Genomic DNA, 17891 nt, shown 5'->3' with positions numbered 1-17891 from the left:
ATAGGAAAACCGATAGATGAGCGAATACTCCCTGTTTACCTCCGAATCCGTGTCCGAAGGCCATCCGGACAAGATCGCCGACCAGATTTCCGATGCCGTCCTCGACGCCATCATCTCCCAGGACAAGCACGCCCGCGTCGCCTGCGAAACCCTGGTCAAGACCGGTGTAGCCATCATCGCCGGTGAAGTCACCACCTCCGCCTGGGTCGACCTGGAAGAGCTGGTGCGCAAGGTCATCATCGACATCGGTTACAACAGCTCCGACGTCGGCTTCGACGGCGCCACCTGCGGCATCCTGAACATCATTGGCAAGCAGTCCCCGGACATCAACCAGGGTGTCGACCGCTCCAAGCCGGAAGACCAGGGTGCCGGTGACCAGGGCCTGATGTTCGGCTACGCCAGCAATGAAACCGACGTGCTGATGCCTGCGCCGATCTGCTTCTCCCACCGTCTGGTGGAGCGCCAGGCCGAAGCCCGCAAGTCCGGCCTGCTGCCGTGGCTGCGCCCGGACGCCAAGTCCCAGGTCACCTGCCGCTACGAGAACGGCAAGGTAGTCGGCATCGACGCTATCGTGCTGTCCACCCAGCACAACCCCGACGTGAAGTACTCCGACCTGCGCGAAGGCGTGATGGAGCTGATCGTCAAACACGTGCTGCCGGCCGAGTTGCTGCACAAGGACACCCAATTCCACATCAACCCGACCGGCAACTTCGTGATCGGCGGCCCGGTGGGCGACTGCGGCCTGACCGGTCGCAAGATCATCGTCGACTCCTACGGCGGCATGGCCCGTCACGGTGGTGGCGCCTTCTCCGGCAAGGACCCGTCCAAGGTTGACCGTTCCGCCGCCTACGCTGGCCGTTACGTAGCCAAGAACATCGTTGCCGCAGGCCTGGCCGAGCGCTGCGAGATCCAGGTGTCCTACGCCATCGGCGTGGCCCTGCCGACCTCCATCTCGATCAACACCTTCGGCACCGGCAAGATCAGCGACGACAAGATCGTCCAGCTGGTCCGCGAGCACTTCGACCTGCGTCCGTACGCGATCACCAAGATGCTCGACCTGCTGCACCCGATGTACCAGCCGACCGCGGCCTACGGCCACTTCGGTCGCACTCCCTATGAAATGACCTACGGTGACGACACCTTCACCGCATTCACCTGGGAAAAGACCGACAAGGCCGAAGCCCTGCGCATCGCCGCTGGCCTCTAAGCCTCGACCGTTCTGCAAAAAGCCCCGCCTCGTGCGGGGCTTTTTGTTTGGCTATGTCTGCGTTAGCTGTTGCCAGAGATCGCCCATCGGTCCAGGAAACTTGTAGGAGCTAGCTTGCTAGCGAAAAGGGGGCCATTCGCTGGCAAGCCAGCTCCTACGGGCAATGCAGCTACTTGCAACACTTAATGCAGACACAGCGTTTTGTTTCGCCGCCACTGCGATCCCGAATCCCCACACGCAACCACGCCGGAACGGACAAGGGATTCAGCGCCCGCTGACAATCCCCGCTCCTAGACTGGCCGCCTCCCTAACGAGCACGGAGGCTCGCCATGAAAACCTGGATCCCCCTTCCCTTCCTCCTGCCCTGCCTCGCGCTGGCAGATGCCTGTCCGGACTGGCCGGCCACCCGCGCCAGCGCCGAACTCTCATCCCTCGACAACCGCATCGCCGAATGGGACCGCGCGTACCACCGCGAGGGACGTTCGAGGGTGGACGACGAACTCTACGACCAGGCCCGCGCCCGCCTGGCACGCCTGAACGGGTGCTTTCCCGCTGCGGCAGTGCCGCTCCGCGACCCCCTGGCGTCAAGCGGCGGCAAGGCCCGCCATCCGGTGCCCCAGACCGGCCTGGACAAGCTGCGGGACCTCGACGACCTGCGCCGCTGGATGGGTCAGCGCCGCGACCTCTGGGTTCAGCCCAAGGTGGATGGCGTGGCCGTCACCCTGGTTTACCGCCAGAACCGGCTGGTGCAGGCCATCAGCCGGGGCGACGGCGGCCAAGGCCAGGACTGGACCAATCAGGCCCGGCGCATCGCGGTGATTCCCGCGCACTTGCCCGGCATCGGCGATGGCGTGCTGCAAGGCGAGCTCTACTGGCGCCTGGAAGACCACGTGCAGGCTGAACGGGGCGGTCAGGGTGCACGAGGAAAAGTGGCCGGGTTGCTCAATCGCCATGAATTGACCCAGCGCGACGCCGCTGGCATCGGCCTCTTCATCTGGGACTGGCCGGATGGGCCGGCACCAATGGAGGAGCGCCTGCAAGGCCTGAATGCCATGGGCTTCGCCGACGCCCACGCACTCACCCGGCCCGTCGCCAACGCAGACGACATCGCCGCCTGGCGCGAACGCTGGTACCGCTCTCCCCTGCCTTTTGCCAGCGACGGCATCGTGATTCGCCAAGGCGCGCGACCAGCGGCTCGGCAGTGGAAACCGCAGCCGCCGAACTGGGCCGTGGCCTGGAAGTACCCGTTCGCCAAGGCGCTGGCAGAGGTTCGCTCGGTGGAATTCAAGGTCGGCCGTACCGGGCGGGTTACACCCTTGCTCAAGCTGAAACCAATCGAACTCGATGGTCGGCGCATCCAGCGAGTCGGCCTGGGGTCCGTGAAACGTTGGCGAGAACTGGACATCCGACCCGGCGATCAGGTCGCCATCGCCCTGGCCGGACTCACCATTCCGCGATTGGAATCCGTCGTCCTGCGCGCCACGGAACGTCCGCAGGTGGAAGCGCCAGAGCCCAGCCGCTATCACGCCCTCAGTTGCTTTCGTGCGGAACCCGGCTGCCAGGATCAGTTCCTCTCCCGCCTCGAATGGCTGGGTGGCCCCAAGGGCCTGGGCCTGAATGGGCTGGGGCGCGGAACCTGGGCACGCCTGGAACTGGATGGGCTGCTGGACTGGCTTGATCTGGATGTCGCCGCATTGGAGTCCAGGCCGGGCATCGGCACGACTCGCGCGGTCTCACTGGCAGGGGTTTTTCAGGAAGCCCGGAGTCGGCCTTTCGGGCAGTGGCTGAGGGCCCTGGGATTACCGCCCTCCACGGAACGGGAAGGAGACTGGGCAGCGCTGACGGGCAGAACGTCCGCGCAATGGCAGACGCAGGCGGGAATCGGGCCGGGGAAGGCGCGGCAACTGGTGGCGTTCTTCCAGCATCCCGAGGTCCGGATGCTGGCAAAACAGCTTGAAGCGGCCGGGGTGGACGGATTTTCCGCGCCTCAGTAGGCGCGGAATTCCTTGTGGCAGGCTTCGCAGTTGTCTTCCACTTTCTGCACCAGCGGCGCGACGCCCTGGGCGGTGAACGGGCGGGCCTGCGCGGCGCTGGCGAGCTGGCCGGTGCTGGCTTCGAGCTCGCGCACCAGTTCCTTGAAGCGCTCCTGGCGCTGCCAGACTTCATCGCGGGCGGCGCTATCAGCGTCGCCTTCCTGGGCCTGCGGGAAGTGCTGCCAGGGCTCGCGGGAAAGCTGGTCGAGCTTGGTGGCTCCGGTGGCGAAACGCTGCTCGTCGAAACTGATGCGACCACGCAGCATGCCGCCGAGGTCTTCGCTGGTGCGCAGCATTTCCTTGAAGATCGCCTGGCGCTTGCCCAGCGGCGAATTGGGGTCCACACCACCGCAGGCAGCAAGGCTCAGGCAGGCGGCAGCAAGGATGAAAATCTTCTTGGCATTCATCGGCAGGATCACGGGTCAGGCTGAAGGCGGGCGACAGGGTACTCCCAGCAGGCCGACAATTTCCAAGCCAGGCGACAGTTTGTCGCAGATCAATGAAGGCACGATCCGGCCCGCGCCAGACCGGATTTCCCGCCAGAATGGTGTCTTTCGATCTGGAGGAAAATCCGATGAACAGTCGTTTCTCCCTGTCTCTCGCATCCCTGATCACGGGCATCGCCCTGGCCGGTCCGGCCCTCGCTGCCGACATTTCGGCGAGTGGTTGCGCGGCCAAGCGCCAGGTGTTGGAGCAGCGCATCGAGGCCGCCAAGGCTCACGGTAATCGCGATCAACAATCGGGGCTGGAAAAGGCCCTGGCCGAAGTGACCGCCCACTGCACCGATGCCAGCCTTCAACAGGACCGTGAAGCCGACGTTGCCAGACATCGAGAGGAAGTCAGCCAGCGCGAAGCAGACCTGCGCGAGGCCCAGACCAAGGGCGACCCCGCGAAGATCGCGAAGCGCCAGGCCAAGCTGGAAGAGGCCCGCGCCGAGCTGCGCGCCGCCGAGCAGGCGGCGCAGCCCTGAGCCTCAGGTCCTGAAGTGGTCGAGGTGTCCGTTCAGCTCCTGCACCTCTCCCTGGATACGTTCGCTGGCCTGCATCACGCTGCGGGCGTCGTCCCGGCTGCGCTCGGCCAGGCTGGAGATTTCCGTCACCCGCTGGTCGATGTCCTGAGCCACCTGGCTCTGCTGCTCGGCGGCGGTGGCGATCTGGGTGTTCATGGCACTGATACTGTCCACCGCGACCACGATGCTGCCGAGCACTTCATTGGCTTCCTCGATGTGACTGAGGTTCTCTCGCACCAGCTGGTTGCTGTCCTGCAAGGCGGTGACGGCCTGCTGGGCGCCGCCTTGCAAGCGCTGGATCATCGCCTGGATTTCGCCGGTGGATTGCTGGGTACGGCTGGCCAGCGTACGCACCTCGTCCGCCACCACGGCGAATCCACGCCCGGCTTCGCCGGCACGTGCGGCCTCGATGGCGGCATTGAGCGCCAGCAGGTTGGTCTGCTCGGCGATGCCGGTGATGACTTCCAGCACCTTGCCCACGCCTTCGGTTTCATTGCGCAGGACGTTCATCTGCCCGGCACTCGCCGCCATCTGCTCCGATAGCGCACCGATCAGCTCGGCACTGCGTTGCACAGCCCTCTGGCCGGACTTGGCGCAACTATCGGCATTGCGCGCCGACTCGGCAGCATGGGCGGCGTGGCGGGCCACCTCGGCCACGGTGGCGCTCATCTCGTTCATCGCTGTGGCGACCTGGTCGAGGTTCTCGTGCTGCAGGCGCACGCCGTCACTGGCCGCATGGGCAGCGGCCACCACGGTCTCCACGTGCTGGCGGGTATGGCCGCCGGTCTCCTTGACCTGCCCCAGCAGGCCGCGTACCTGCTCGCGCATGAGGTTGTAGCCGGCGACGATCCGGCCGATTTCGTTGTCCTGCCGCCGATTGTCCAGGGACTGGGTGAAGTCGCCCTGCCCCACGCGGGTCAGCACGGCCTCCAGCTCCGTCAGGCGCTGGATCAACGGACGCAGGCCGAATTGCCGCCCAAGCACCACAAGCAAGAGGATGCCGATCACACAGGCGAAGGCCAGCCACATCTGCCGGCGCTGCGAGTTCTCGGCGTGGGCAGCCATCAGGCCGACCGCCTTGTTCATTTCCTTCAGCAGGTTGAGCGAAGCACCTTCCAGGGCCGCGAGGTCGCTGTCCGGGCGCTCCAGCTGCGGCCGGAAGCTCGCCCAGAGCTGGCCTACCAGGCGCATCTGCTCGGCCACAGCCGGAGCCTGGATGGCGCTGATGTTGCGCGCCGGGTTGCCGTTCAGCAGGTCGCGATGGGCCTGGTCGAACTGGGCGATGGTGGCGTCCAGGGTGGGCCGGGCAATGGCGCCCTGGCGCAGGAGCAGCGCCTCCTTGGTCATCTTCTGGCTGAGCATGCGCTGTGCGCCGGCGATGTTGATGGTCTCCGGTGACACCGACATGCTCAGGTAGAGCGCCACCGAGGCGGTAACCGCCAGCAGGAACATCAGCGCGTAGGAAAAGAGAAATTGCTGGTTGAGGGTACGCAGCCCCACGGAGCGGAGCAGCGAGTCGAAAGCGGAAGTGGCGGACATGGGTGCCTCCTGGCCGAGCCCACCCCGGGACTTCAGGCGGGGCTGACGGCTGCACAGCAAGAAGGCGGCCAACCCCGGCGCAGAGAGCCTGGCGACTGGCAACGAGCGTGAAACGCCCCATTACGGGGCGAACTCACGCACCAGGTGCACCAGAGTCAGGCAGACAGGTCGTCGTCTCTGAAGCGGTCCTTGATGTAGGTGATCTCCGTCTTGCCGTGGGGTGCCGGCAGGCCGTCTTCACCGATGTTGACGAACACCATCTTGTCGATGGTCAGGATGCTCTTGCGGGTGATCTTGTTACGCACTTCGCAACGCATGGTGATCGAGGTACGCCCGAACTCCGTGGCGGTGATGCCCAGCTCGATGATGTCGCTCTGGCGCGCGGAACTGACGAAGTTGATCTCGGAGATGAACTTGGTGACCACGCGCTGGTTGCCGAGCTGAATGATGGCGTAAATGGCCGCTTCCTCATCGATCCACTTCAACAGGCTGCCGCCGAACAGCGTGCCGTTGGGATTGAGGTCTTCGGGCTTGATCCATTTGCGCGTATGGAAATTCATGCAGCGTCCTCCTTGTGTGAGATGGGACGCATCATGACCGGCCCGGCGCGGCTTGTCCTGACAAGGCTTTCAATGGCTGCGATAGGGACTCGTCCGGGCGACGGAAAACCTTGGGCTTGCCCGCCAGCGCCGCTATAATCCGCAGGCTTTTCAAACGGCCGGCACAGTCCGGTCGTTCCCGCCTCCCTTCCGAGGGGCGCTGCAGCACGTGGAACCTGATTCGAATCAGCCTCCACCTGTCAGGCTCGGAAGGGGCGTTGCCAAAACGCATCAACGGCGCCCATTCGCATACTACGAATGGAGACTCTTACATGAGCGCTGTCATGACGCCTGCCGGTTTCACCGACTTCAAAGTCGCCGACATTTCCCTGGCCGCCTGGGGCCGCCGCGAGCTGATCATCGCCGAGTCCGAGATGCCGGCACTAATGGGCCTGCGCCGCAAGTACGCCGGCCAGCAGCCGCTTAAAGGCGCGAAAATCCTCGGTTGCATCCACATGACCATCCAGACCGGCGTACTGATCGAGACGCTGACCGCCCTGGGCGCCGAAGTGCGCTGGTCCTCCTGCAACATCTTCTCCACCCAGGACCAGGCCGCTGCCGCCATCGCCGCCGCCGGCATCCCGGTATTCGCCTGGAAAGGCGAGACCGAGCAGGAGTACGAGTGGTGCATCGAGCAGACCATCCTCAAGGACGGCCAGCCGTGGGACGCCAACATGGTGCTGGACGACGGCGGTGACCTGACCGAGATCCTGCACAAGAAATACCCGCAGATGCTCGAGCGCATTCACGGCATCACCGAAGAGACCACCACCGGTGTGCACCGCCTGCTCGACATGCTCAAGGCCGGCACCCTGAAAGTCCCGGCGATCAACGTCAACGACGCCGTGACCAAGAGCAAGAACGACAACAAGTACGGCTGCCGCCACAGCCTGAACGACGCCATCAAACGCGGTACCGACCACCTGCTGTCGGGCAAGCAGGCCCTGGTGATCGGTTACGGCGACGTGGGCAAGGGCTCCGCCCAGTCCCTGCGTCAGGAAGGCATGATCGTGAAGGTTTCCGAAATCGACCCGATCTGCGCCATGCAGGCCTGCATGGACGGCTTCGAGCTGGTTTCCCCGTACAAGAACGGCCTGAACGACGGCACCGAAGCCAGCGTTGACGCTGCTCTCCTGGGCAAGATCGACCTGATCGTCACCACCACCGGCAACGTCAACGTCTGCGACGCGGGCATGCTGAAAGCGCTGAAGAAGCGCGCCGTGGTGTGCAACATCGGCCACTTCGACAACGAGATCGACACCGCCTTCATGCGCAAGACCTGGGCCTGGGAAGAAGTGAAGCCGCAGGTGCACAAGATCCACCGCACCGGTGCTGGCGATTTCGACCCGGCCAACGACGACTACCTGATCCTGCTGGCCGAAGGTCGCCTGGTGAACCTGGGCAACGCCACCGGCCACCCGAGCCGCATCATGGACGGCTCCTTCGCCAACCAGGTGCTGGCGCAGATCTTCCTGTTCGAGCAGAAGTTCGCTGACCTCTCCGCCGAGAAGAAAGCCGAGCGCCTGACCGTGGAAGTACTGCCGAAGAAACTGGACGAAGAAGTGGCCCTGGAAATGGTCAAGGGCTTCGGTGGCGTGGTCACCCAGCTGACCAAGCAGCAGGCCGAGTACATCGGCGTGACTGTGGAAGGCCCGTTCAAGCCGGACACCTACCGCTACTGATGGTCCGGGTGGACGGGCACGTCCCGTTCACCCCTGTTTTCAGCCTGGCGGAGGGCGCGCCCTCCGTCTCTTGCTCCCGAGCCTGGAAAGACCCATGTCCCAAGAACGCCGTTACAGCTTCGAGTTCTTCCCCGCCAAGACCGAAGCCGGGCACGAAAAACTGATGGCCACCGCCCGCAACCTGGCCGCCTACCAGCCGGATTTCTTCTCCTGCACCTACGGTGCAGGCGGCTCCACCCGCGACCGTACCCTGCAGACCGTCCTGCAGCTGGACGGCGAAGTGAAGGTACCCACCGCGCCGCACCTGTCCTGCGTCGGTGACAGCAAGGCCGAACTGCGCGCCCTGCTGGCCTACTACAAGGATGCCGGCATCCAGCGCATCGTCGCCCTGCGCGGCGACCTGCCGTCGGGCATGGGCATGGCCAGCGGCGAGCTGCGCTACGCCAACGAGCTGGTGGAGTTCATCCGCGCGGAAACCGGCGATCACTTCCACATCGAAGTCGCCGCCTACCCGGAAGTCCATCCCCAGGCACGCAGCTACGAGTCCGACCTCGCCAACTTCGTGCGCAAGGTCAAGGCCGGCGCCAGCAGCGCGATCACCCAGTACTTCTTCAACGCCGACAGCTACTTCTACTTCGTCGAGCGCGTACGCAAGCTGGGTGTGGATATCCCCGTGGTACCGGGCATCATGCCGATCACCAACTACAGCAAGCTGGCCCGCTTCTCCGACGCCTGCGGCGCGGAAATCCCGCGCTGGATCCGCAAGCAACTGGAGGCTTACGCCGATGACGCGCAGAGCATCCAGGCCTTCGGCGAGCAGGTGATCACCGAGATGTGCGAGCAGCTGCTGCAAGGCGGCGCTCCCGGCCTGCACTTCTACACCCTGAACCAGGCCGAACCGAGCCTGGCGATCTGGAAGAACCTCAACCTGCCGCGTTGAGTTCGCCGTAGAAGACGAAGAGGCCGGGCATTGTCCCGGCCTTTTTCTTTTCCACATCCGCATGACCCTGTAGGAGTGCAAGTGCCGGCAGAGGCGACGACGGTCACACCTTCGATGCATTGACCTTCGGCTTACTACCCATTGCGTGTGCGGCCACGTAATCTGGCCACATGCCACTACTCAACATCATCCTCTTCGCCCTGCTCGCTTGCCTCGGTTCAGCCATCGAGGCCGAGCCCCTGCGTATCGTCAGCGAGCCCTGGGCGCCCTACATCTATGAGGAAGACGGCGAGATCCGAGGGCTGGACTACGAGGCCAGCAGCATCGTCCTCAAGCGCCTGGGCATCGAGGTGCAGTGGAGCCTGATGCCCTGGAAACGCTGCCTGATGGAGCTGGGAAGCGGACAAGCCGACGCAGTGCTGGATATCTTCCACAACCAGGAACGCGAAGCCCGGATGGCCTTCCCCAGCGAGCCGCTTTCTGAAGTGGAGTTCACCCTGTTCTACGCCAGGCAGCGCCCCTATCCGTTCCAACGCCTGGCCGATCTGCAGGGGCTGAAGGTGGGCGTTTCCCCCGGCTACTGGTACGCCGACCAGGCTTTCCGCACCTCCCCGCTGTTCATCCGTGAACCGGCGCCCACCCACGAGGCAAACCTCGGCAAGCTGGTCCGCGACCGTGTCGACCTGGTGGTGAACGATCGCCGAGCCGGTCTTTTCCTGATCCACCAGATGGGGCTCGGGGACGAAGTCGGCCAGCACGAGCGGGCGGTCAGCCGCGACCGCCTGTACCTGGCGTTTCGCCGTGAAGCGCACCTGGAAAACCTCGCCGGGCGCTTCGGTGAAGCACTCAGGCGCTTCAAGCGGGAGCCCGCATACGCCAAGCTGGTGGATCGCTACCGTGAACCGGGCGCGGGAAACCTTAGGTAACCGTTGAGCACCACGAGGGCTGTACATTCTCGCGGAGCTGTTATACTCGGCGCTCCGTCAGGCATACGCCCGGATGCTGAGCCACCCCCAGAGCCAGCAGGACCGGTCGGGATCGCGAGCCATCGCCGTGATTCGAGCCAGACACGATCACCCTATTGGGCCAGCCCCTTAGAACTCACACAGGATCTCCCATGTCCTTTGCCTCCCTCGGTCTCTCCGAGGCATTGGTCGGCGCCGTCGAAGCCGCCGGCTACGCCCAGCCCACTCCCGTGCAACAGCGGGCGATTCCCGCCGTGTTGCAAGGTCGCGACCTGATGGTTGCCGCCCAAACTGGTACCGGCAAGACCGCCGGTTTCGCCCTGCCTGTTCTGGAACTGCTGTTCCCCAACGGTCACCACGACAAGTCCCAGCGCCATGGCCCACGCCAGGCGCGCGTGCTGGTCCTGACGCCGACCCGCGAATTGGCGGCCCAGGTCCACGACAGCTTCAAGCTCTACGCCCGTGACCTGAAACTGGTCAGTACCTGCATCTTCGGCGGCGTCGGCATGAATCCCCAGGTGCAAGCCCTGTCCAAGGGCGTGGACCTGCTGGTGGCCTGCCCCGGCCGCCTGCTCGACCTGGCCGGCCAGGGCGCCGTCGATCTCTCCCATGTGGAAATCCTCGTGCTCGACGAAGCCGACCGGATGCTCGACATGGGCTTCATCCACGATGTGAAGAAGGTCCTCGCCAAGCTCCCGTCCAAGCGCCAGAACCTGCTGTTCTCGGCAACCTTCTCGAAAGACATCGTCGACCTCGCCAACAAGCTGCTGCACGATCCCGAACGCATCGAAGTGACCCCGCCGAACACCACGGTGGAGCGCATCGAGCAGCGCGTGTTCCGTCTCCCCGCCAGTCACAAGCGCGCCCTGCTGGCGCACCTGATCACGATTGGCGCATGGGAGCAGGTGTTGGTCTTCACCCGTACCAAGCACGGCGCGAACCGCCTGGCCGAGTACCTGACCAAGCACGGCCTGGCCGCCGCCGCGATCCACGGCAACAAGAGCCAGAATGCCCGCACCAAGGCCCTGGCCGACTTCAAGGCCAACGACGTGCGCATCCTGGTGGCCACCGACATCGCGGCCCGTGGCCTGGACATCGACCAGTTGCCCCATGTGGTCAACTTCGAGCTGCCCAACGTCGAGGAAGACTACGTGCACCGCATTGGCCGTACCGGCCGTGCCGGTCGCAGCGGTGAAGCCATCTCCCTGGTCGCGCCGGATGAAGACAAGCTGCTGAAGGCCATCGAGCGCCTGACCAAGCAGAAGATCCCGGACGGCGATACCCAGGGCTTCGACCCGGCGACCGTCGAGGCCGAGCGTCCCGAGGCACGCCCGCCGCGTCCCGAGCGCCAGCCGCGCGCCGATAAGCCCAAGCGCGAAGCCAAGGCCGCCGCACCGCAGGCACCTGCCGAAGGGAAGGAAGCCAGTGCCGAAGGCGCCGCTGAAGGCAAGCCGCGCAAGAGCCGTAATCGCCGTCGTGGCAAGGGCAAAGGCGAGGGTCAGGAGCAAGGCCAGGGTCAAGGCCAACAGGCAGCCGGCCAGCGTCAGCAGCAGCCCAAGCAGCCAAAGCAGGCGCGCGCGCCGCAGACGGCAGCTGATCGTGATCCGGAAGAATTCCTCGACGACGACGTGGACAACTTCGGCAATCGCGCCGATTACGTCAGCCCCTATCCGCCCAAAGGCCAGAACCAGGGTCGCAACCAGCGCCGTGGTGGCCAGGGGCAAGGTCAGGGCCAGCGTCAGCAGGGTCAAGGCCAGCAAGGTCAGGCCCGTAGTGGTGGCGGTCAGGGCCAAGGACGTAGCGGCGGCGGTCAGGGCCGTAGCCAAGGCCAGGGCCAGGGCAGTGGCAGCAACCAGGGCCAACGCCAGGGCGGCCAGAAGCAGGGCCAACCGCGCCAAGGCCAGGGCCAAGGCAAGGCGGCCAAGGGTCGTAGCAACAGCCAGCGCCGTGGTGACGATCAACTGGTGTCCCGTGGTCGCGACGAGCCTGCGGTGCAGGATCCCCGTGCCAACAAGCCGGCACCGAAGATCATCATGAAAGAGTCCCGCGCCGACCGTTACCCGACGCCGGAGCAGCTGGACGAACTGCAACAGAGCAACCGCCCGCGCGGCGAGAAGCCGGCATTGCTGACCCGCAATCGCTGAGTTTCACCCGCTCATGAAAACGCCGGCCAAGTGCCGGCGTTTTCGTTTTCGGATCATGCGGTCCCTGCGCGATGCAGCGACTACAAGCCCATGAAAACACCGGCTCAGCGTCGACATTTTCATTTCCGGGGTCTGCATGCCCTGTAGGAACGATTTCAATCGCGATGCAGGTCCGGACAGCAAAACGCCGGCACTGGGCCGGCGTTTTACTACAGCGGGAAGGCACGCTTAGGAGCGCACGCCCTCGAAGGAGATGATCAGCTCGGCTTCCTGGGAGGCCGGGCCGAGGTCCTTCTGGATGGCGAAGTCCTTCAGCTTGATGGTGGTGGTGCCTTCGAAGCCGGCACGGTAGCCGCCCCACGGGTCGTCGCCCTGGCCAACGAACTTGGCCTTGATCACCACCGGCTTGGTCACGCCGTTCAGGGTCAGGTTGCCGGCCACGTCGGCAGTGCCCTGGCCAGTGGACTTGACCGCGGTGGACTCGAAGGTGGCGGTGGGGTTCTTGCTGACGTTCAGGAAGTCGCCGCTCTTGATGTGCTTGTCACGCTCGGCGTGGTTGGTATCAACGCTGGCGGTCTTCAGAGTGACCTTGATCTTGCTGGCCTCCGGGTTCTTTTCGTCGAAGCTGAAGCTGCCGTCGAAGTCCTTGAAGGAGCCGTAGATGTAGCTGTATCCCAGGTGGCCGATCTTGAAGTTGACGAAGGCGTGCTGGCCTTCCTTGTCGATCACGTAGTCAGCGGCCATCGCCTGGCCAGCGAAGAGCGCAGCACCCAGGGTCAGGGCAGCGAAGGTTTTCTTCAGCATCGATAAATCTCCTTGTTGAGAGGTTGCGGCGTTATTTGGCGGCACGACCGAGCATGCGGGTCAGGGTCGCGTCGCGATCAATGAAGTGGTGTTTGAGGGCGGCCAGGGCATGGATGCCGGCGAAGATCAGCAGGCCCCAGGCGAGGTATTCGTGAATCGCACCGGCGACATCCTCCTGGTCGGGGATGGCGGTCAGGGTGGCGGGCACCTCGAACAGGCCGAACACGGCAATGCCGCGCCCTTCGGCGGTGGAAATCAGGTAGCCGGAAATCATCAGGGCGAACAGACCGACGTAGAGCACCAGGTGGCCGACCTTGGAACCCAGGCGGGTCATAGGTCCATGGTTGGGCAGGGCGGGTGGCGGCGGGCTGACGAAACGCCAGGCCAGGCGCGCCAGCATCACCAGGAACAGCAGGATTCCGATGCCCTTGTGGATATCCGGAGCGGTCTTGTACCAGCTGCTGTAGTAGTTCAGACCGACCATCCACAGGCCCAGGGCGAACAGACCGACGAAGACGATGGCCACCCCCCAATGCAGAACGATACTGACCAGGCCGAAGCGGGACGGGGAGTTACGCCATTGCATGAAATGAATCCTTGGAAACACAGGCTGGGTAAACGCGAGTGATTTAGCCTAGCGGCAAATCTATCGAATTAAAGCGGAAAATTTCGCTTTGAAATATCGAGTAATACGATCTTTATAACGAATGAAGCTTTGCAGGATTTTGTCGAAGGAAATGTCTGAAAGTTCGTAGGGCGCGGCCGAGCGGTGCGCCAGGGGGGACAGGCGGCGAGATGGCTCGCCGCCCGGGGCTGGAATCAGTTGAACAGGCGGGAGAAGAAGCCCTTCTTCTCTTCCTTGGTGGACGCCTTGGGCGCGACTTGCGGCTTGGCTTCGGCCACCGCGTCCACCGGGCCGACGGTCTTGCCGGCTTTCAGGTCGATGACTTGGCCGGCGGCGCGCTGGCCGCTGCGCAGCGCGCCTTCCAGGGTGCCCGGATAGAGCGCGTCGGTGTGTTCGCCCGCGAACACCACACGACCCAGGGGCTGCTCCCACATGCGCCAGTAGAGGCTGATCTCGCCCGGGCCGTAGGCCAGGTAGGCACCGCCCGCCAGGGCGTCCTTGCCGTAGCGGCGCAGCTCGAAGCCCTTGAACTGCTCGCGGGCGCCCGGGAAGTGATTGTCGAAGCGAATCAGCACCTGGTCCACCATCTGCCGGTCGCCGAAGGCCTGCAGCAGGCGCGCGTTGTCGCCGGAAATGTTGATCAGCAGGTTGGCACCGCCCTTCAGCGCGGGTTCGACCCAGAGCATGCCCAGCCCCTGGTCGCTATAGACCTCGCCGGAAAGGCGGCTCTTGCCCCAGACCGGTTTCTTGAACTGCAGCAGCATCTGGTCGCGCCAGCCGTAGTTGATGTCCTTCAGGGCGCGCAGCTGCAGCGAAGAAAGGGACGGGGTCATGCTGATCTTGCCCAGCGCCGGCAGCGGCACGGCGAGCACGACGTAATCGGCCTTGTAGCCGGTGCCACCAACCTTGACGGTGACGCCCTCCTGCTCCTGTACGATGGCGGAAACGCGGGCGTTGGTCTTGATGGTCTTGATCTGCTTGGCCATCGCCTGGGCCAGGACCTGGCTACCGCCGGGCAGGCGTGCTGCACGCATTTCGGTATCCGGCAGGCCACGGTAGACGCGAGCTTGCTGGGCCAGATAGAGCAGCGACAGGCGCGACGGCTCGTCATAGCGCGAGCGGATGCGCTGATCCACCAGGGCCTTGGCGGTGGGCGCCAGGTTCAGCTTCTCCAGCCAACGGGCAACGGAGATGGAATCGAGGGTCTGCAGGGTGTGGTTGGCCAGCGGCTTCATCGGATCGTCGATCGAGGCCGCGAGGTCGTCCAGGCTCTTGTCGAAGCGCTTCAGGCCTTCGACGGTGCTGGGCGCTTCCTTGAGCAGGTCGGCTTCGGAGAAGTAGCGGCCGTTCACCAGGTAACCCGGGTTGCGCACGTACTCCGGCGCGGACACGGCCTTCAGCTTGAACTGGTCCAGGTAGCGATACAGGCTCGGCTGCAGCTTGGCGCTGCCGACCCACTCGCTGGCGGCGAGGCCCGAGCGGCCACCGATGCTCGGCTTGGCCTCCAGCACGGTGACCTGCCAGCCCTTCTGCTGCAACTCGTAGGCCGAAGTCAGGCCCGCCATGCCGCCGCCGATGACGATAACCGTCGGCTGCTTGTCCTTGGCCAGCGCCGTCGCACTGAGCCCTCCCACGATGATCAGCGCCAAGGCGCGCCAGGCTGCAGGCATGAAGAATCCCCCCGGTGAAGCAGCGTCGTTCGAAATTGGCGCGCAGGATACGCCAGCCCCGACGGCCCGGCCAGAAGTGCCTTCCGCGTGTTGAATAGCGTCCTGCTTGTCCGGGCCAGCCTCATTGCATAGGCTTTGCCGATCGCTACAGGAGAACGAGTCATGGGCCTCAATGCCGACTGGATGCAACGCGACCTCGCCGTGCTCTGGCACCCCTGCACCCAGATGAAAGATCACGAACGCCTGCCGGTGGTGCCGATCCGTCGGGGTGAAGGCGTGTGGCTGGAAGACTTCGAGGGCAAGCGCTACCTGGATGCCGTCAGCTCCTGGTGGGTGAACGTCTTCGGCCACGCCAACCTGCGCATCAACCAACGCATCAAGGATCAGGTGGACCAGCTGGAGCACGTTATCCTCGCCGGCTTCAGCCACCAACCGGTGGTGGAGCTGTCCGAGCGCCTGGTGAGGATCACCCCCAAGGGGCTGGATCGGGTGTTCTATGCCGACAACGGCTCCTCCGGCATCGAAGTGGCGCTGAAGATGAGCTACCACTTCTGGCGCAACCAGGGCCTGGAACGCAAGAAACGCTTCGTCACCCTGACCAACAGCTACCACGGCGAAACCGTTGCGGCGATGTCGGTTGGCGACGTTGCGCTGTTCACCGAGACCTACAAGTCGCTGCTGCTGGACACCCTCAAGGTGCCGAGCCCGGACTGCTTCCTGCGCCCCGAAGGCATGTGCTGGGAAGAACACTCCCGCGCCATGTTCGTCCACATGGAACGCACCCTCGCCGAGCACCATGAAGAGGTCGCGGCGGTGATCGTCGAGCCGCTGATCCAGGGCGCCGGCGGCATGCGCATGTACCACCCGGTGTACCTCAAGCTGCTGCGCGAGGCCTGCGACCGCTATAGCGTGCACCTGATCCACGACGAAATCGCCGTCGGTTTCGGCCGCACCGGCACCATGTTCGCCTGCGAGCAGGCCGGCATCGCCCCGGACTTCCTGGTGCTGTCCAAGGCCCTCACCGGCGGTTACCTGCCGATGGCTGCGGTGCTCACCTCAGAGACCGTCTACCAGGGCTTCTACGACGACTACCAGACCCTGCGCGCCTTCCTCCATTCGCACACCTACACCGGCAACCCGCTAGCCTGCGCCGCCGCCCTGGCGACCCTGGACATCTTCGAGCAGGACAAGGTGATCGAGGCCAACCGCAAGCTGGCCATGCGCATGGCGACGGCAACCGCCCATCTCGCGGACCACCCGAACGTGGCGGAAGTGCGCCAGACCGGCATGGTGCTGGCCATCGAAATGGTCCAGGACAAAGCCAGCAAGACGCCCTTCCCCTGGCAGGAGCGCCGCGGCCTGAAAGTCTTCCAGCACGCCCTGGAGCGCGGTGCGCTGCTGCGTCCGCTGGGCAACGTGGTGTATTTCCTGCCGCCCTATGTGATCACCGAGGAACAGATCGATTTCCTTGCCGAGGTGGCTAGCGAAGGCATCGACATCGCCACCCGCGAGTCGGTGAGTGTGTCGGTGGCGGCCGACCTGCACCCGAACCATCGCGATCCGGGCTGACGGGTAACACGGACGGCGCGCCAGGCCTTAAACTGCGCGCCTGTCCCCCCCTTTGCCCAAATGCCCATGCGCCTTTCCCGCTTCTTTATCGACGCCCCGCTCTCCCTCGGCCAGCACGACCTGCCCGAAGCCCAGGCCCACTACATCGGCCGCGTCCTGCGCCTGGCCACGGGCGATGCCGTGCAGCTCTTCGACGGCTCCGGGCAGGAGTACCTCGGCGAACTGATCGAGGTGGGCAAGAAGGCCGTCAGGGTGGAGCTGCGCGAAGCCTTCGCCGGAATGGCCGAGTCTCCCTTGCAGGTGCACCTGGGTCAGGGCCTGTCGCGCGGCGAGCGCATGGACTGGGCGATCCAGAAAGCCACCGAACTGGGCGCGGCCGAGATCAGCCCCATCGTCAGCGAACGCTGCGAAGTCCGCCTCAAGGATGAACGCGCCGACAAGCGCCTCGCCCACTGGCGCCAGGTCGCCATCAGCGCCTGTGAGCAATGCGGCCGCTCGGTGCTGCCGGTCATCCATGCGCCGGTCACGCTGGCCGATTGGCAGCGCGACGTTCAGGCGGATCTCAAGCTGGTCCTGCATCCGGTGGCCGAGCCCCTGGCCAGCCATGCCCGGCCGGGCAGCCTGGCCTTCCTGATCGGCCCCGAGGGCGGCCTCTCCGAAGCGGAGGTCGAATCCGCGAAAGCGGCGGGGTTCCACGCTGCGCGGTTGGGGCCACGGGTGCTACGCACCGAAACGGCGCCCGTGGTGGCGCTCAGCGTGGCACAGCAACTCTGGGGCGATTTCTAGCTGACGTAGGTTGGGCTGAGCTATGCGAAGCCCAACACGCGAGCTAACCGGTGAAACGTTGGGCCTCGCTGCGCTCGGACCAACCTACGGTGCTCAGATCAGTCCGACATCCGCCAGCACAGACGCAGTACTGACGTAGGTTGGTCTGAGCTACGCGAAGCCCAACAAGCGGGATAACCGAAGAAACGCTGGGCCTCGCTGCGCTCGGACCAACCTACGGTGCTCAGATCAGTCCGACATCCGCCAGCACAGACGCAGGTTGGTCTGAGCTACGCGAAGCCCAACAAGCGGGATAACCGAAGAAACGCTGGGCCTCGCT

15 protein-coding genes and 1 riboswitch are annotated in these 17891 nt (G+C 64.7%); of the genes, 9 read left to right on the top strand and 6 right to left on the bottom strand.

All coding sequences use genetic code 11. From position 1 onward, the window contains the following. Positions 1-16: 16 nt before the first annotated feature. The gene (gene metK / locus E8F06_RS21650; protein WP_280370880.1) at positions 17-1207 is read left to right on the top strand and encodes a methionine adenosyltransferase; all 1191 of its coding nucleotides are present in this window, start codon (positions 17-19) and stop codon (positions 1205-1207) included. 329 nt (positions 1208-1536) lie between these two features. Further along, positions 1537-3201 (top strand): NAD-dependent DNA ligase LigB, encoded by a 1665-nt coding sequence (gene ligB / locus E8F06_RS21645; protein WP_280370878.1) that lies wholly within the window; start codon positions 1537-1539, stop codon positions 3199-3201. Here the strand turns inward: ligB and E8F06_RS21640 are convergent. Continuing rightward, the gene (locus E8F06_RS21640; protein WP_280370876.1) at positions 3195-3647 is read right to left on the bottom strand and encodes a cytochrome c; all 453 of its coding nucleotides are present in this window, start codon (positions 3645-3647) and stop codon (positions 3195-3197) included. The genes ligB and E8F06_RS21640 overlap by 7 nt on opposite strands. Before the next feature lie 167 nt (positions 3648-3814). Between E8F06_RS21640 and E8F06_RS21635 the strand changes: the two genes are divergently transcribed. Then, positions 3815-4210, top strand: a complete 396-nt coding sequence (locus tag E8F06_RS21635; protein WP_280370874.1) for a DUF1090 domain-containing protein — start codon at positions 3815-3817, stop codon at positions 4208-4210. A 3-nt stretch (positions 4211-4213) separates the two neighbouring features. Here E8F06_RS21635 and E8F06_RS21630 read toward each other — a convergent pair whose 3' ends face one another. Further along, entirely contained in the window at positions 4214-5788 is a 1575-nt protein-coding gene (locus E8F06_RS21630) for a methyl-accepting chemotaxis protein (protein WP_280370873.1), read from the bottom strand. A 155-nt stretch (positions 5789-5943) separates the two neighbouring features. After that, positions 5944-6348, bottom strand: a complete 405-nt coding sequence (locus E8F06_RS21625) for a hotdog domain-containing protein (protein ID WP_280370871.1) — start codon at positions 6346-6348, stop codon at positions 5944-5946. Between the two features lie 185 nt (positions 6349-6533). Beyond that, positions 6534-6637, top strand: a riboswitch (S-adenosyl-L-homocysteine riboswitch). Positions 6638-6659: 22 nt separating this feature from the next. Here E8F06_RS21625 and ahcY point away from each other — a divergent pair. The 4 genes from ahcY to E8F06_RS21605 all read left to right on the top strand — a co-directional run bounded on the left by ahcY (position 6660) and on the right by E8F06_RS21605 (position 12118). Next, a complete protein-coding gene (gene ahcY, locus E8F06_RS21620) occupies positions 6660-8069 on the top strand; it encodes an adenosylhomocysteinase (RefSeq protein ID WP_280370869.1) in 1410 nt (469 codons plus the stop codon). Positions 8070-8163: 94 nt separating this feature from the next. Then, complete coding sequence (metF, locus tag E8F06_RS21615) at positions 8164-9009, top strand: methylenetetrahydrofolate reductase [NAD(P)H] (protein ID WP_178119259.1); 846 nt, start codon at positions 8164-8166, stop codon at positions 9007-9009. Positions 9010-9179: 170 nt separating this feature from the next. Beyond that, positions 9180-9935: a transporter substrate-binding domain-containing protein gene (locus tag E8F06_RS21610; RefSeq protein WP_280370867.1), complete on the top strand. Its 756-nt coding sequence runs from the start codon at positions 9180-9182 to the stop codon at positions 9933-9935. 191 nt (positions 9936-10126) lie between these two features. Next, positions 10127-12118, top strand: coding sequence for a DEAD/DEAH box helicase (locus tag E8F06_RS21605; protein ID WP_280370865.1), 1992 nt, complete (start codon positions 10127-10129; stop codon positions 12116-12118). Positions 12119-12346: 228 nt separating this feature from the next. On the opposite strand, the gene E8F06_RS21600 is transcribed toward E8F06_RS21605, so the two are convergent. From E8F06_RS21600 to E8F06_RS21590, 3 genes are all read right to left on the bottom strand, one after another. Beyond that, on the bottom strand, positions 12347-12922 hold the full coding sequence (locus E8F06_RS21600; protein ID WP_280370863.1) for a YceI family protein: 576 nt from the start codon (positions 12920-12922) through the stop codon (positions 12347-12349). Between the two features lie 31 nt (positions 12923-12953). Then, complete coding sequence (locus tag E8F06_RS21595) at positions 12954-13508, bottom strand: cytochrome b (RefSeq protein ID WP_280370861.1); 555 nt, start codon at positions 13506-13508, stop codon at positions 12954-12956. A 233-nt stretch (positions 13509-13741) separates the two neighbouring features. Further along, the gene (locus E8F06_RS21590) at positions 13742-15217 is read right to left on the bottom strand and encodes a flavin monoamine oxidase family protein (RefSeq protein WP_280370859.1); all 1476 of its coding nucleotides are present in this window, start codon (positions 15215-15217) and stop codon (positions 13742-13744) included. A gap of 162 nt (positions 15218-15379) precedes the next feature. Between E8F06_RS21590 and E8F06_RS21585 the strand changes: the two genes are divergently transcribed. Continuing rightward, entirely contained in the window at positions 15380-16786 is a 1407-nt protein-coding gene (locus E8F06_RS21585; protein ID WP_280370857.1) for an adenosylmethionine--8-amino-7-oxononanoate transaminase, read from the top strand. Positions 16787-16852: 66 nt separating this feature from the next. Continuing rightward, a complete protein-coding gene (locus tag E8F06_RS21580; RefSeq protein WP_280370855.1) occupies positions 16853-17572 on the top strand; it encodes a 16S rRNA (uracil(1498)-N(3))-methyltransferase in 720 nt (239 codons plus the stop codon). The last annotated feature ends 319 nt before the right edge of the window (positions 17573-17891 follow it).

It is taken from the genome of Pseudomonas sp. BN411 (assembly GCF_029871235.1).
Taxonomy (GTDB): domain Bacteria; phylum Pseudomonadota; class Gammaproteobacteria; order Pseudomonadales; family Pseudomonadaceae; genus Metapseudomonas.
Note: the sequence above shows the minus strand (reverse complement) of the source record. Positions and strands in the feature narration are given on the sequence as shown.

Bases quoted from the DNA above. Each gene is read 5' to 3' on its own strand.
- E8F06_RS21595 (WP_280370861.1), bottom strand. From the start codon at position 13,508: ATGCAATGGCGTAACTCCCCGTCCCGCTTCGGCCTGGTCAGTATCGTT.
- E8F06_RS21640 (WP_280370876.1), bottom strand. From the start codon at position 3,647: ATGAATGCCAAGAAGATTTTCATCCTTGCTGCCGCCTGCCTGAGCCTT.
- metK (WP_280370880.1), top strand. From the start codon at position 17: ATGAGCGAATACTCCCTGTTTACCTCCGAATCCGTGTCCGAAGGCCAT.
- metF (WP_178119259.1), top strand. From the start codon at position 8,164: ATGTCCCAAGAACGCCGTTACAGCTTCGAGTTCTTCCCCGCCAAGACC.
- E8F06_RS21610 (WP_280370867.1), top strand. From the start codon at position 9,180: ATGCCACTACTCAACATCATCCTCTTCGCCCTGCTCGCTTGCCTCGGT.
- E8F06_RS21635 (WP_280370874.1), top strand. From the start codon at position 3,815: ATGAACAGTCGTTTCTCCCTGTCTCTCGCATCCCTGATCACGGGCATC.
- ahcY (WP_280370869.1), top strand. From the start codon at position 6,660: ATGAGCGCTGTCATGACGCCTGCCGGTTTCACCGACTTCAAAGTCGCC.
- E8F06_RS21630 (WP_280370873.1), bottom strand. From the start codon at position 5,788: ATGTCCGCCACTTCCGCTTTCGACTCGCTGCTCCGCTCCGTGGGGCTG.
- E8F06_RS21580 (WP_280370855.1), top strand. From the start codon at position 16,853: ATGCGCCTTTCCCGCTTCTTTATCGACGCCCCGCTCTCCCTCGGCCAG.
- E8F06_RS21590 (WP_280370859.1), bottom strand. From the start codon at position 15,217: ATGCCTGCAGCCTGGCGCGCCTTGGCGCTGATCATCGTGGGAGGGCTC.
- ligB (WP_280370878.1), top strand. From the start codon at position 1,537: ATGAAAACCTGGATCCCCCTTCCCTTCCTCCTGCCCTGCCTCGCGCTG.
- E8F06_RS21625 (WP_280370871.1), bottom strand. From the start codon at position 6,348: ATGAATTTCCATACGCGCAAATGGATCAAGCCCGAAGACCTCAATCCC.
- E8F06_RS21600 (WP_280370863.1), bottom strand. From the start codon at position 12,922: ATGCTGAAGAAAACCTTCGCTGCCCTGACCCTGGGTGCTGCGCTCTTC.
- E8F06_RS21605 (WP_280370865.1), top strand. From the start codon at position 10,127: ATGTCCTTTGCCTCCCTCGGTCTCTCCGAGGCATTGGTCGGCGCCGTC.
- E8F06_RS21585 (WP_280370857.1), top strand. From the start codon at position 15,380: ATGGGCCTCAATGCCGACTGGATGCAACGCGACCTCGCCGTGCTCTGG.